Raw genomic sequence first — 14,269 nt, forward strand, 5'->3', positions numbered from 1 at the left:
CATAGACGGTGCTCACGCCCGCGCCATGGACGAGGTGAGGGCGCCGCCGGGGGTGAACCAGACGGCGCCGCCGGGGGTCTGTCGATAATGAACCGTTTCAGTAATTCTCGACGGGCGGCTCGTCCGATTCGCTGTTGTGCCGCTTCACGGAAGGCGGCACCGGATGCTTGTCGGGCAGGTTGCGCGCGGGCTGGTCTCCCTTCTCCTTGTTGTGGTCGGGACACTGGTCGGGCCGGCGGTCGGGCCGGCGCGCGGGATCATGCGGAATATGGTTCGACATGCTGGGGGCCTCGTCGTCGCAGGGAATGGGTGGAACACCCATGGGTAGGACACCCACAGGTAGACACCCCCGACAAGGCAGCAGTTTCCATACCAGCCAGCTTTTTCAGCCTTTCAGGAGCCAAGTGATGAACGAAGCATCCCGGCTGCGGCCAGCCCCTTCCGGCCCTTCTGGTCCCGCTGGTCCCGCTGGTCCCGCTGGTCCCTCTGGTCCCTCTCCCGCGGCCGAACACTCGGACGACACCCGGACGTCGATGTCCAGCGCCACCATCCGGCGGGCCTTTCTCGATCACGTGTTCTACACCCAGGGCATGGTGCCCAGCCACGCCAGCGGCAACGACCTCTACCAGGCGCTCGCCCACACCGTGCGCGACCGCCTGGTGCAGCGCTGGATCAGCACCGCCGAGGCCTACCAGAGCCAGCCGTCGCGCACGGTGGCCTACCTGTCCGCCGAATTCCTGATGGGGCCGCACCTCGGCAACAACCTCGTCAACCTCGGCATCGCGGACGAAGTGCGCGCCGCCATGGCCGCGCTCAACCTGGACCTCGACCATATCCTCGCGCAGGAGGAGGAGCCCGGCCTCGGCAACGGCGGCCTGGGGCGACTGGCGGCCTGCTTCATGGATTCGCTCGCCACGCTGGAGATTCCGGCGCTGGGCTACGGCATCCGCTACGAGTACGGCATCTTCCACCAGAGCATCATCGACGGCATGCAGGTGGAGAGCACCGACACGTGGCTGCGCAACGGCAATCCGTGGGAGATCCAGCGCTCCGAATGGGCGGTGGAGGTGCGGCTGGGCGGCCATACCGAGCACTACACCGACGACCGGGGCCGCTACCGCGTGCGCTGGGTGCCGGCCAAGATGGTGGTGGGGGTGCCGTTCGACTCGCCGATCCTCGGCTACCGCGTCAACACGGTCAACACGCTGCGGCTGTGGCGCGCGGAAGCCACCGAGGCGTTCGACTTCCACACCTTCAACCGGGGCGATTATCTCGGCGCGGTGAACAAGAAAGTGACGTCGGAGAACCTCACCAAGGTGCTCTACCCCAACGACGAGACCCAGCAGGGCAAGGAGTTGCGGCTGGAGCAGCAGTACTTCTTCGTGTCCTGCTCGCTGCAGGACATGCTGCGCCTGCTGGCCACGCAGGGCCTGCCGGTCACGCGCTTCCACGAGAAGTTCACGGTGCAGCTCAACGACACCCACCCGGCGGTGGGCATTGCCGAGCTGATGCGGCTGCTGATCGACGACCATGACCTGGCCTGGGACGAAGCCTGGCACATCACCCGCCGCGCCTTCGCCTACACCAACCACACCCTGCTGCCGGAGGCGCTCGAGCAATGGCCGCTGCCGCTGTTCCAGCGCATCCTGCCGCGCCACCTGGAAATCATCTACGAGATCAACGCGCGCTTCCTGGACGAGGTGCGCATCCGCTTCTATGGCGATGAATCGCGGCTGGCGCGGCTCTCGCTGATCAGCGAGCACGGCGAGCGGCACGTGCGCATGGCCCATCTGGCGTGCGTTGGCAGTCACACCATCAACGGGGTGGCGGAGCTGCACTCCCGGCTGATGCGCGAGGACGTGCTCAAGGATCTCTACGAGATGTGGCCGGAGAAGTTCACCAGCATCACCAACGGCGTCACGCCGCGCCGCTGGCTGGCGCTGGCCAATCCCCGGCTGACGCGGCTGGTCAGCGAAGCCATCGGCGACGGCTGGATCAAGGACCTCGACCAGATCCAGGCGCTGGAGCCGTACGCCGACGACCCCGCCTTCCGGGAACGCTGGCAGGCCGTGCGGCGCGAGAACAAGCAGGACCTGGCTCGCCTCGTGCGCGACACCACCGGCGTGGTGGTGGACCCGGACTCGATGTTCGACGTGATGGTCAAGCGCATCCACGAGTACAAGCGCCAGCACCTGGCCGTGCTCCATATCATCGCGCTCTACCACCGCATCAAGTCCGATCCGCACGCGGACGTGCAGCCGCGCACCTTCCTGTTCGCCGGCAAGGCCGCGCCCGGCTACCACTACGCCAAGCTGATGATCCGCTTCGTCACCTCGGTGGCGGGCGTGGTCAACCGCGACCCGCAGGTGCGAGACCGCCTCAAGGTGGTATTCCTGCCCAACTTCAACGTCACCCACGGCCAGAAGATCTACCCCGCCGCCGACCTCTCCGAGCAGATCTCGCTGGCCGGCAAGGAGGCCTCCGGCACCGGCAACATGAAGTTCGCGATGAACGGCGCCATCACCATCGGCACCATGGATGGCGCCAATATCGAGCTGCGCGACGCCATCGGCGCCGACAACTTCTTCCCGTTCGGCCTCAACGCGTCCGAGGTCTACGCGCTCAAGGCCGCCGGCTACCACCCCTCCACCTACTACGACAGCAGCCCCGAGCTGCGCGCGGTGGTGGACCTGATCCAGCACGGCTTCTTCTCGAAGGGCGACGCCGCCGTGTTCCGCCCGCTGTTCGACGGCCTGCTCCAGCACGACCCCTACCTGCTGATGGCCGACTTCGCCTCCTACCTGCACTGCCAGCAGCAGGTCTCGGCCGCCTACGTCGACAACGAGCGCTGGCAACGCATGTCCGTGCTCTCCAGCGCGCGCTCGGGGCGGTTCTCGTCCGACCGGGCGATCGAGCAGTACTGCCAGCGCGTCTGGCGCGCACGGGCGGTGCCGGTGTGCCTGCTGCACCGGTCCAGCGGGCAGGTGCAAGGCGCCCGTCTTGCGGAGGCCGAAGGCATCGACACCTTCAGCGAGCGCTGCGGGGGCAGTGGATCGTAAATGTTGTCGATGGCTCTTCGACGGCAGCAGGCGCGGTAGTTTCTACAACCGGGCGGGCACCTTATACACAACCCCGCCCTGCCGGGCCGCCGCCGTCCCCACCAGCCACGACGCGGCGCGCCCGTCACGCAGTGCAGCATGCTGGCACGGAGTTCGCATTGCTGAAGCCGCGCGATTTTCTGCGCCCCTTCGCACCCCGGGTTGTTCGCTCGCCATCCGCCGCCTTCCGGCCCCAGCGGATCGGCGCCCCCGTGCGCAGGGGGCGCAATGCGCAGGCAAGCCAAGAAGAACGAACCCGGCGCGATGGCGGCAGGCAAGCCGCCCGCGCGTTCGTTTCCAACCGACCTGGAAGCGGAGTCTCATCTTGAACGCGAACATCCTGTTTGTGGCGGCAGAGGCGCACCCCCTGGCAAAGACCGGCGGGCTGGCGGATGTGGTGGGCGGACTGGCGCAGGCGCTGCATCAGCGCGGCGCCGATGTCACGATCCTGATGCCCGGTTATCCCCGGGCCATGGCGGCGGCGAAGCAGTTGCGCAGCCTCGGCGCGATCCGGCTGCCGATGGCGCTGCCGCCCGGCCACAGCCCGGCGCGGCTGCTGGAAGGCCAGACGCCCGATAGCGGCGTGCGCGTGGTGCTGCTGGACTGCCCCTCGCTCTATGACCGGCCCGGCTCGCTCTATGTAGACGCCACCGGGCGCGACTTCTGCGACAACGCCCAGCGCTTCGCCGCACTGGCCCACGCCGCCACGCTCATCGCCGCCGGCGAGACCCCGCTGCCGGCGCCGCAACTGGTCCACGCGCACGACTGGCATGCGGCGCTCACGCCACTGCTGATGCGCGCGCGCGGCCTGCCGGTGCCCACCGTGGCCACCATCCACAACCTCGCCTTCCAGGGCGTGTTTCCGATGGAGCGCGCCGCCGCGCTGGGCCTGCCGCCGGCCTGCCTGACGCCGGATGGCATCGAGTTCTGGGGCAAGGTCAATTTCCTGAAGGCCGGTATCCGCTACGCGGACCGCGTGACCACGGTGAGCCACACCTATGCGCGCGAGATCCTCACCGAACCCTTCGGCCATGGGCTGGACGGCCTGCTGCGCCACCGCGCCGAGGTGCTCGGCGCCATTCCCAATGGCGTGGACACGGACGCGTGGTCGCCCCGCGCCGACCGCCTGCTGCCGCAGCGCTACGACGCCCGCGACCTCACCGGCAAGCGCGCCTGCAAGGCCGCGCTGCAGGCGCGCCACGGCCTGGCGCAGGCGCCGGACCGGCCCCTGATCGCCATGGGCAGCCGGCTCACCCACCAGAAAATGGCCGATGTGGCCGTGCTGGCGATGGAGGCGGCGCTGCGCCGCCATGACCATGTGCAGTTCGCGGTGCTCGGCTGCGGCGATCCGGCGCTGGAGGCGGCCTACCGCGCGCTCGGCGCCCGCCACCCGGACCGCGTGGGCGTGTCCATCGGCTATCGCGAGGAAGACGCCCACCTGCTCCACGCCGGCGCGGACGCCCTGCTGCACGGCAGCCGCTTCGAGCCATTCGGCCTGACCCCGGTCTACGCCATGCGCTACGGCACAGTGCCCATCGTCTCCCGCGTGGGCGGCATGGCTGACACCGTGCGCGATGTGGGCGAGGATGTCTTGCCTGCTCCCCGCGCCACCGGCATCGTCTTCGATGGCGATTCGGTCGAAACGATGGGCGCCGCCATCACGCGCGCACTAGACTGGTTCCACCGCCCCCGCCACTGGCGCGCGATGCAGCGTGCCGGCATGCAGACGGAGTTCGGCTGGGAAGGTCCGGCGCAACAGTATCTGGCGATGTACCGCGCGCTGGCGCCGGCCCTCGCCCATGTTCCCGCCGCAGTACCCGCCCCGCTGCCGGATGCCGTGGCGGCCCCCGCCGCGCGTCCGTCGCGCGCCCCTCGTCCCGCCCTGCCCACGCCCGCCGTGGAACCGGTCACACCGGGCCTGCCGGCCTGAAGGTAGCGCACCATGATGTATGCCATGCCCGCGCCCGGTACCGGCGCCAGGCCCGTGCCCCCGGTTCCGCAATGGCAGACGCTCGGCGCGGACACGCGCCTGCTGCCATGTGACGATGAAAGCGCCGAATCCTACCGCTTCGGCCCGGTGCGGCTGGCCGATGGCCGCGTGCGCTTCCGCCTCTGGGCGCCGGACGCCGCCGCGGAGGACCAGCCCGTGCGGCTCGAAGTGGCCGGCATGGCGCCGGTGATGATGGCGCCCACCGAGCACGGCTGGTTCGAAGCCGTGACCGCCTGCTGCGACGGCGCGCGCTACTGGTTCCGGCTCGACGACGGCACCATCGTGCCGGACCCCGCCTCCCGGCTTCAGGCCGAGGACGTGCACGGCGCCAGCGTGCTGTGCCAGCCGGCCGAGCCGTTCGCGTGGCACCACACCGAATGGCGCGGGCGCCCCTGGCACGAGGCCGTGATCTATGAAATGCACGTGGGGCTGGCCGGCGGCTACGCCGGCGCCACCGCGCAACTGCACCGGCTGGCCGCGCTGGGCTTCACCGCCATCGAACTGATGCCGCTGGCCGAGTTTCCCGGCGCGCGCAACTGGGGCTATGACGGCGTGCTGCCGTTCGCGCCCGAGCGCAGCTATGGCACGCCGGACGACCTGCGCACGCTGGTCGACACCGCGCACGGGCTGGGCATGATGGTGCTGCTCGATGTGGTCTACAACCACTTCGGCCCCGAGGGCAACTATCTGCACCGCTACGCCAGCGGCTTTTTCCGCGACGACCGCCAGACCCCGTGGGGGCCGGCCATCGATTTCCGGCGCCCCGAGGTGCGGCGGTTCTTTGGCGAGAGCGCGCGCTACTGGCTGGAATCGTTCCGCTTCGACGGCCTGCGGCTGGACGCCGTGCACGCCATCGAGGACGAAGGCTGGCTGCCGCAACTGGCGCACGACCTGCGCCATTGCCTGCCGGGCCGCCATCTGCATCTGGTGCTGGAGAACGACCACAACGACGCCGCACTGCTGGCCGCCGGCTACGACGCCCAGTGGAACGACGACGCCCACCACGCGCTGCACGTGCTGCTGACCGGCGAGCATGACGGCTACTACAGGGAGTACCACGCCGGCCTGCCCGAGACCGTGGCTGCCGACGCAAGTACGGCGCCCATCCACCACCTCGCCCGGGTGCTGGCCGAAGGCTTCGCGTGGCAGGGCGAGGTATCGCCCCATCGCTCCGGCGACGAGAACGGCCCGCTGCAGGGCCGCGAGGTGCGGCGCGGCCAGCCCAGCGCCCAACTGCCGCCCACAGCCTTCGTCACCTTCCTTCAGAACCACGACCAGACCGGCAACCGCGCCTTCGGCGAGCGGCTGGCCAGCCTGGCGGAGCCGGACGCGCTGCGCGCCGCCGTGGCGCTGCAACTGCTCTGCCCGCAGATCCCGCTCGTCTTCATGGGCGAGGAGCACGGCGCGCGCACGCCGTTCCTGTACTTCACAGATCACCCGCCCGAACTGGCGCAGGCCGTGCGCGATGGCCGCCGGCGCGAGTTCGCGGCGTCCGAAGCCTTCCGCGACGACACCCGCTCGACGCAGATCGCCGATCCCAACGCGCCGGAGACCTTCGAGGCGTCCCGCCCGATCTGTGACGACACCGACGGCTATTGCCGCGCGTGGCACCACTACTACGGCGAGTTGCTGTCGATCCGCCGCAACGAACTGATGCCGCGCCTGCGCAACGCCCGCGCCGAGGGCGTGACCGTGCTGGGCGACAAGGCCCTCGTGGCGCGCTGGCGGCTGGGCGACGGCAGCTGGCTGTCGATCTGGCTCAATCTGGGCGAGGAACCCGTGGTGGTCGACTGTGACGGCGGCGCGATGATCCACGCCAGCCAGCCCGGCGCCATCGCCACGCTGGCCGCCGGCACGCTCCCCGAACACTGCTGCGTGACCTGCCTGCAACATCCATGAGCGACCTCGACCACGCCGGCGTGCCGCGCGCCACCGCGCGCCTCCAGCTGCACGCCGGGTTCACCTTTGCCGATGCCGAGGCGCTGGTGCCCTATTACGCCGGGCTGGGCGTCAGCCACCTGTATCTGTCGCCGGTCACCACCGCGCGCCCCGGCTCCACGCACGGCTACGACGTCACCGACTTCACGCAGGTCAACCCGGAACTGGGCGGCGAAGATGGCCTGCTGGCGCTGGCCACGCGCGCCCGCGCGGCGGGGCTGGGCCTGGTGGTGGACATCGTGCCCAACCACATGGCGGCCGATGCCACGCACAACGGCTGGTGGCGCGACGTGCTCGCACACGGCCAGCGCAGCGCCCATGCGCAGGTCTTCGACATCGACTGGCAGCCCGCCGACCCCGCGCTGCAGGGCAAGGTGCTGCTGCCGATCCTCGGCGATCCGTACTGGGACACGCTGACCTCCGGCGCGCTCAAGCTGGAGCGCCCGCCCGGCGGCCCGGCCACGCTGCGCTACGGCGACCACAGCCTGCCGCTGGCCGAGCCCATGCTCGACATGGCCGCGCCGGGCACCCCGGAAGCCCTGCACGCGCTGCTGGAGCGCCAGCACTACCGGCTGGCGTGGTGGCGCACTGGCGCCGCCGAACTGACCTGGCGGCGCTTTTTCGAGATCACCGAGCTGGTTGGCGTGAGGGAGGAAAACGCGGACGTGTTCGAGGCCGTCCACGCGCTGACCTTCCGCCTCTATGCCGAAGGCTGGGTGGACGGGCTGCGCGTCGATCATGTCGATGGGCTGGCCGACCCCGCTGGCTACTGCCGGCAGCTTCGCGCCCGGCTGGACACGCTGCGCCCCGGCCGCCCCGCCGAGGGGGCCCGCGCGCACCCGTGGATCGTGGTGGAGAAGATCCTGGGCGAGGACGAACCGCTGCCGGCCGACTGGGGCGTGGACGGCACCACCGGCTACGACTTCATGGACGAGGTAGCCGCCGTGCTCCACGACGCCAGCGGCGAAGGCGCGCTGAACATGCTCTGGATGCGCATCAGCGGCGACAGCCGGCCCTACCCCGACTATGTGAAGTCGGCCCGCCACCGCGTGATCGCCCGGCATCTCGTGGCCGAGATCGACGCGGTCTGCACCCGCCTGCACGCGCTGGCGCGGTCGGTGCCGGCCACGCGCGACCTCACCGCCCACGCGCTGCGCCACGCGCTGACCGCTTTCCTCGCGGCGGTGCCGGTTTATCGGAGCTACTACACCGGCGTGGCCGGCGAGCCAGCCTTCGACGACGCGATGGTCGCCAGCGCCGCCGGGCAGGCGCGCACCCACCTCGCCCCGGACGAGGCGGCGGCGCTCGACTTCCTCCTGGGCTGCCTGCAAAGCGATGCCGCAGCCGACACCCCGGCCGGCGCCATCCGCACCCGGCTGCAACAGGTCATGCCAGCGCTGGCGGCCAAATCCACGGAAGACACCGCCTTCTATCGCTACGGCCGGCTGCTGTCCCGTAACGAAGTCGGCAGTTTTCCCGGCACGCTGGCGCTGGCGCCGGAACGGTTCCACGCGCGCATGGCGCACCGGCAGGCGCACTGGCCGCACGCCATGCTGGCCGTGGCCACGCACGACCACAAGCGCGGCGAGGATGCCCGCATGCGGCTGGCGGTACTGAGCGAGGTCGCCGAGCCATGGGCCGAGGCCGTGGCCGGCTGGGAAGCGCAGATCGGGCCGCTGCTGGTGGCCTCCCCCAAGGGGCCGGATGGCACCGATCGGGCAATGCTTTACCAGACGCTGCTGGGCGCCTGGCCGGCGGAGGCCGGCGCGCTGGCGAGCGAGGACGCCCAGCGCGATTTCATCGAGCGGATTCTCGCGTGGCAGCGCAAGGCCATCCGCGAAGCCAAGCGCCACGGGAGCTGGACCCATCCCGACGAGGCCTACGAGGCAGCCTGCGAAGCGTTCCTCGCCGCGTTGGGGTCCGGTGGCGAAGACAGCGTGCTGGAGCAGATCGGCCGCTTCGCGGACCGGATCGGCCCGGCCGCCGCGCTCAACAGCCTCGCCCAGACCCTGCTCGCGCTGACGGCGCCCGGCGTGCCGGACCGCTATCAGGGCAACGAGGGCTGGGACTTCAGCCTCGTCGATCCGGACAACCGGCGCCCGCCGGACTACGCGCAGCTTCAGGCGCGGTTGGACTGCCGGGCTGGCTGGGCCCAGTGGCTGGCGCGCTGGCGCGACGGCCGCATCAAGCAGCAGGTGATCCGATCAGTGCTGGCGTACCGGGCCGAACAGCCGGCGCTGTTCAGCCGGGGCGAATACACGGCGCGGGCGGCCATCGGCAAGCTGGCGCCGCAGGTGCTGGCGTTCTCGCGCCGCTGCGGGCCGGTGGAAGCGATGGTCATCGTGACGCGGCTGGCCGCCGCCCATGTGGACCCGGCGCTACCCCGCATTCCGCCCCATTGCTGGGGCGACACCGCGCTGCATGCCGAGGGGGATTGGGTCGATGTGCTGACCGGCCACGCGGTGCCGTCCCACGCGGGCTATGTGCGCGTGAAGGACGCGCTGGCCAGCCTGCCGGTGGCGCTGCTGGTGCAGGCTTGAATCGACAACCGGCCCGCACCCTCTCACCCTAGCGCCGCCTCAGTTGCACCAGCCCCGCCATCGTCGCCGCCGCGCCCACCATCAGCGCCGTCGTCAGCAGCGGATGCCGGGCCGACGTCGTGTACGGGCAGGACTGGATCGCCTTGCGGTTGCCAGTGCGCTCCCGCAGGCAGTTGCCAGCCTCGTAGAGCGTGTTGTCCTCGCGCGGGCCGGCCGGGTCGCGCGTCTGCTGGGCGCGGCCCATGAAGCGACTCATAAAGCGGTCGAACGCGTGCGGCGCGTGGTAGGCGGCGGCCGAGAACGCCTTGGCGGAGGCGCCCACGAACATGTCCCGGCGCGGGTGCGCGGCGGCGAACAGGATCGCGTCGGCGGCCATCGCGGGGTCATAGAGCGGCGCCGCCAGTTTCGGCTCCACATGCAGGAAGTTCTTGGCGTGGCTGACCATGGGCGTCTCCAGCCCGGCCGGTTTGATCAGCGTTACCGAGATCGGTGCCTTCTCCTGCTCCAGTTCCAGCCGCAGGGTGTCCGTGAAGCCCTTGATGGCGTGCTGGGACGCCGCGTAGGCGCCCTGCAACGGCATGGCGCAGTCGGAGGCCTCGCTACCCATGTTGATGATCGCCCCGCCATGCTGGCGCAGGTGCGTGGCGGCGGCCAGCGAGCCGTGCACCACGCCCCAGTAGTTGGTGTCGAACAGGCGGCGCTGGTCTTCCAGCGGCACGTCGTCATGGCGGCCGAAGATGGTCACGCCGGCATTGTTGACCCAGGTGTCGAAGCCGCCGAAGCGCTCGATGGCCGCCTCGGCCAGCCTGGCCACGTCGTCCTGGTTGCCCACGTCGGTCCTGACGGTGATGACCTCGGTCCCGGTTTCGCGCAACTCCTCGGCCAGCTTGTGCAGCACGTCCTCGCTGCGCGCCGCCAGCACGAGCCGGGCGCCGGCGGCGGCCGCCTTGCGCGCCGTGATCAGGCCTACGCCGCTGGTGGCACCCGTCAGCACGATGACCTGCGAGCCAATTGGTTTCAGGGGTCTCATTTCCGTGTCGTCCTCTGCCAGGCCCGGTTCGGATGGGATGCGGCGCGCGGGCATCCGGGCTGCTGCGGGCGCACTGTTGACGCTGACGACACTGTGGCGTGTCTCCCCTGTCGAGTCCGCAAGTCCCGTTCCCGGCTGGCGGCGGCGACACGCCGATGTGCGGCGCAGCATGGGCTGTCAGGAATTACAACAACGGGTAAGGGGCGGCGTGTAGGACGGCTCCCGCTTTCGCAAGCGGCGTGTGCTGCATAAGCTGAAAGCCGCAGCCCCGCCGCCTCCGAAGGACAGATCATGGCTCAACCTAACCGTGCCACCCGTGCCGCCGACCCCGCTCCGGACGCCGCCGAACCGCTCGGCAAGTACCGGGGCAAGCGCGACTTCGCGGCCACGCCGGAGCCCAGCGGGGGCAAGGCAGCCAAGGGAACCAAGACCGCCCGCAAGCGCGCGGCGCCGGCGCTGTCCTTCGTGATCCAGAAACACGCCGCGCGGCGGCTCCATTACGACTTCCGGCTCGAACTGGACGGCACGCTGAAGAGCTGGGCCGTGCCCAAGGGGCCGAGCTACGACCCGGCCGACAAGCGCATGGCCGTGCACGTGGAGGACCACCCCCTCGACTACGCCAACTTCGAAGGCGTGATTCCGGCCGGGCACTACGGCGCCGGCACGGTCATCGTGTGGGACCGGGGCACCTGGGTGCCCGATGGCGACCCGGCGGCCGGCTATCGGGACGGCAAGCTCAAGTTCGAACTGCGCGGGGAGAAGCTGCAGGGCCACTGGACCCTCGTGCGCATGGGCGGCAAGCGCCAGCGCGACGACCAACGCGACAACGGCTGGCTGCTGATCAAGGAGCGCGACGAGTACGCGCAGGCCGCGTCGGCCTTCAATGTGGTGGACGCCATGCCGGACAGCGTGCTGGCCGGCACGGCCAAGGCGGCGAAGAAGGCTGCAAAGAAGGCACCGGCCAAATCGGCCAAGTCAGCAGCCACCAAGAAGGCCAAGGCCCGCGACCTCCCCGCCCTGCCCGAGGGCGCCAAGAAAGCCAAGCTGCCACTGGCGCTGGCACCCCAGCTCGCCACGCTGGTGGAGAAGGCACCGGCCGACAGCAGCCAGTGGCAGTACGAGATCAAGTTCGATGGCTACCGCGTGCTGGCCCGGGTCGATGGCGACGACGTGCGCCTGTTCACCCGCCAGGGCAACGACTGGACTTCCAAGCTGCGCGCCCTCGCGGCGGAGATCCGCACGCTGGGCCTGCCCGACGGCTGGCTGGACGGCGAGATCGTGGTGGTGGACGCGCAGGGCATCACCGACTTCCAGGCGCTGCAGAACGCGTTCGAGACCTCGCGCGCGGACGCCATCCAGTTCTACGCCTTCGACCTCCCCTACTACGCCGGCCACGACCTGCGCGCCGTGCCGCTGGACCAGCGCCGGCTGCTGCTGCGCCGGCTGTTCGAGGCCAACACCGCGCCCCGGCTCCATTTCAGCGAGAGCTTCGAGGCCAGCCCGGACGAGATGCTCGCCGCCGCCTGCCGCATGAAGCTGGAAGGCGTGATCGGCAAGCGCAACGACGCGCCCTACGTCAGCACGCGCGCCAACACGTGGATCAAGCTCAAATGCACGCTGCGGCAGGAGTTCGTGATCGGCGGCTTTACCGACCCGAAGGGCAGCCGCAGCGGGCTGGGCTCCCTGCTGCTGGGCGTGCACGACGCGCAGGGCAAGCTGCGCTACGCCGGCAACGTCGGCACGGGGTTCGACACGGCGATGCTCGGCACGCTGCGCAAGCAGCTCGACCCCCTGGTCACGGACGCCCCGCCGTTCGACGACCTGCCGCGCGGCATTCGCGGCCACTGGGTCAAGCCGAAGCTGGTGGCGGAGGTGTCCTTCGGCGCGTGGACCAAGGAGGGCCGCGTGCGGCATTCGGTGTTCCACGGCCTGCGCACGGACAAGCCGGCCGGCGCGGTGTCGGTGGAGAAGCCGGCGGCGGCGGCGAAGTCGGGCAAGTCGGGCACGTCGGCCAAGGCGGCCAAGTCGGCAGCAAAGAAAGCCCCGGCCAGGAAAGCCACCGCCAAGGAGACCATCGGCAAGATCGTCGTCAGCCATGCGGACCGGGTGATCGACACCTCCACCGGGCTGACCAAGGGCGACCTCGTGCGCTATTACGCCAGCGCCGCCGGGCTGATGCTGCCCTACCTCAAGGGTCGGCCGATTGCGCTGGTGCGCGCCCCATCCGGCGTGGATGGCGAACAGTTCTTCCAGCGCCACGGCGACACCCTCAAGATCGACGGCGTGAAGCCGCTCGACCCCAAGCTTTGGCCCGGCCATCCGCCGCTGCTGGAGATCGCCACGGAGGCGGCCATCGTGGCGGTGGCGCAGCTCAACGTGGTGGAGTTCCACACCTGGAACGCGGTGGCGCGCAGCCTCGACAGGCCGAACCGGGTCATTTTCGACATCGACCCCGGCGAGGGGGTGAAGTGGCCGGCCATCCGGGAGGCCGCCACGCTGACCAAGGGGCTGCTGGACGAACTGGGGCTGCAAAGCTTCCTGAAGACCAGCGGCGGCAAGGGCCTGCACGTGGTGGTGCCGCTGGCGCCGCGTGCGAACTGGGGCTGGGACCCCGTGCGGGACTTCGCCCAGGCGGTGGTGCAGCACATGGCGATCATGATTCCCGACCGCTTCGTGGCCAAGAGCGGGCCGCGCAACCGGGTTGGCAAGATTTTCATCGATTACCTGCGCAACGGTGTCGGGGCTACCACGGCCGCCGCGTTCTCGGCACGCGCGCGGCCCGGGCTGGGCGTGTCCGTGCCGGTGGCCTGGGAGGAACTGGCCGACCTGACCTCGGCGGCGCACTGGACCATCGCCAACGTGGGCCCGCGCCTGGAGGAAATGGCCCGGCACGACCCGTGGGCCGGGCACGACGCCGTACGCCAGACGCTGACCCAGGCCAGCAAGCGGCTGGCCGGCTCCTGAGCCCGGCAGGACCACCCCGAAGGCCGTCCGGCACTGGCCCGGGCGGCCTGTCCGGCTCCGTCTGTCAGCGCCTCGGCATGCGCGGCACGCTTCTTGCCACTCCCATCGGAAAACCCCCGCCCACGCCGGCACATAAGACGAGGCAAATCCGATGAAACATCTCCCTGACCCATGGTTCTCGAACGACTTCTGGCAACGCGCGGTCCTGGGCGGGCTGACGCTCGCACTGGCCGTCCTGCTGGCCTCCACCGCCGAGGCCAAGCTGCCTCCGCCCACACCTGAACAGCAGCAGGCAGCCGAGGCCAAGAAGGTCAAGGAAGCCGAGGAAGCCAAGGTGCAGGCGGCTCAACTGGCCGCGGTGCAGGACAAACTGGCAGCCCGCTTCGGCAAGGGCCCTAGCCCCAGCGGTCAGACCTCGGAGAGCAAGGTGCCGCAAAAGTCCGTAGAGGCGCCGGGCTCGGCAGGCCCGCAAGGCGGGACGTCGCCCAGCGCGGAAGCCCACAGCGGCGAGGCGCAGCGCAAATAACAGCCCATCACAGCAAAGAGCACGTGAATTTATCGCCACTTTTCACGCCTGAACTTCGCATGTCGAAACTACAACGGAACCGGGCGGTATGCAGGTAATTATTACAATACGATCCTTATTCCCGACACCTGACGCCGCCCTGCCGGCACGTCCGGCCGGCCTTGCCACGCGTGGCGCACTCCG

General features: G+C 70.1%; 8 protein-coding genes. 6 read left to right on the top strand and 2 right to left on the bottom strand.

What is annotated here, in order from left to right; genetic code table 11:
• Positions 1-97: 97 nt before the first annotated feature.
• Positions 98-280, bottom strand: coding sequence for a hypothetical protein (locus AC1DEL_RS24440; RefSeq protein WP_092301406.1), 183 nt, complete (start codon positions 278-280; stop codon positions 98-100).
• Positions 281-533: 253 nt separating this feature from the next.
• On the opposite strand from AC1DEL_RS24440, the gene AC1DEL_RS24445 reads away from it, so the two are divergent.
• The 4 genes from AC1DEL_RS24445 (at position 534) to treY (ending at position 9,566) form a co-directional block, all read left to right on the top strand.
• The gene (locus tag AC1DEL_RS24445; RefSeq protein WP_092301409.1) at positions 534-3,059 is read left to right on the top strand and encodes a glycogen/starch/alpha-glucan phosphorylase; all 2,526 of its coding nucleotides are present in this window, start codon (positions 534-536) and stop codon (positions 3,057-3,059) included.
• A gap of 364 nt (positions 3,060-3,423) precedes the next feature.
• Positions 3,424-5,028 (top strand): glycogen synthase GlgA, encoded by a 1,605-nt coding sequence (gene glgA, locus AC1DEL_RS24450; RefSeq protein ID WP_477126300.1) that lies wholly within the window; start codon positions 3,424-3,426, stop codon positions 5,026-5,028.
• Between the two features lie 15 nt (positions 5,029-5,043).
• On the top strand, positions 5,044-6,987 hold the full coding sequence (gene treZ, locus AC1DEL_RS24455) for a malto-oligosyltrehalose trehalohydrolase (protein ID WP_477105632.1): 1,944 nt from the start codon (positions 5,044-5,046) through the stop codon (positions 6,985-6,987).
• Positions 6,984-9,566 carry a malto-oligosyltrehalose synthase gene (treY, locus tag AC1DEL_RS24460; RefSeq protein ID WP_477126301.1) on the top strand — a complete coding sequence of 861 codons (2,583 nt, stop codon included), beginning with the start codon at positions 6,984-6,986 and terminating at the stop codon, positions 9,564-9,566. The genes treZ and treY overlap by 4 nt, the downstream gene beginning before the upstream one ends.
• Before the next feature lie 28 nt (positions 9,567-9,594).
• On the opposite strand, the gene AC1DEL_RS24465 is transcribed toward treY, so the two are convergent.
• Positions 9,595-10,596 (bottom strand): SDR family oxidoreductase, encoded by a 1,002-nt coding sequence (locus AC1DEL_RS24465; protein WP_092301554.1) that lies wholly within the window; start codon positions 10,594-10,596, stop codon positions 9,595-9,597.
• Between the two features lie 291 nt (positions 10,597-10,887).
• On the opposite strand from AC1DEL_RS24465, the gene ligD reads away from it, so the two are divergent.
• Both ligD and AC1DEL_RS24475 read left to right on the top strand, forming a co-directional pair.
• Positions 10,888-13,560: a DNA ligase D gene (gene ligD, locus AC1DEL_RS24470; RefSeq protein WP_477126302.1), complete on the top strand. Its 2,673-nt coding sequence runs from the start codon at positions 10,888-10,890 to the stop codon at positions 13,558-13,560.
• A gap of 151 nt (positions 13,561-13,711) precedes the next feature.
• Entirely contained in the window at positions 13,712-14,086 is a 375-nt protein-coding gene (locus AC1DEL_RS24475; RefSeq protein ID WP_177220017.1) for a hypothetical protein, read from the top strand.
• Positions 14,087-14,269 lie beyond the last annotated feature (183 nt).

The organism is Cupriavidus sp. 10L43_2, from assembly GCF_056395265.1.

Coding starts and splice junctions, on each gene's coding strand:
- AC1DEL_RS24440 (WP_092301406.1), bottom strand. CDS start 280: ATGTCGAACCATATTCCGCATGATCCCGCGCGCCGGCCCGACCGCCGG.
- AC1DEL_RS24445 (WP_092301409.1), top strand. CDS start 534: ATGTCCAGCGCCACCATCCGGCGGGCCTTTCTCGATCACGTGTTCTAC.
- treZ (WP_477105632.1), top strand. CDS start 5,044: ATGTATGCCATGCCCGCGCCCGGTACCGGCGCCAGGCCCGTGCCCCCG.
- treY (WP_477126301.1), top strand. CDS start 6,984: ATGAGCGACCTCGACCACGCCGGCGTGCCGCGCGCCACCGCGCGCCTC.
- AC1DEL_RS24465 (WP_092301554.1), bottom strand. CDS start 10,596: ATGAGACCCCTGAAACCAATTGGCTCGCAGGTCATCGTGCTGACGGGT.
- ligD (WP_477126302.1), top strand. CDS start 10,888: ATGGCTCAACCTAACCGTGCCACCCGTGCCGCCGACCCCGCTCCGGAC.
- AC1DEL_RS24475 (WP_177220017.1), top strand. CDS start 13,712: ATGAAACATCTCCCTGACCCATGGTTCTCGAACGACTTCTGGCAACGC.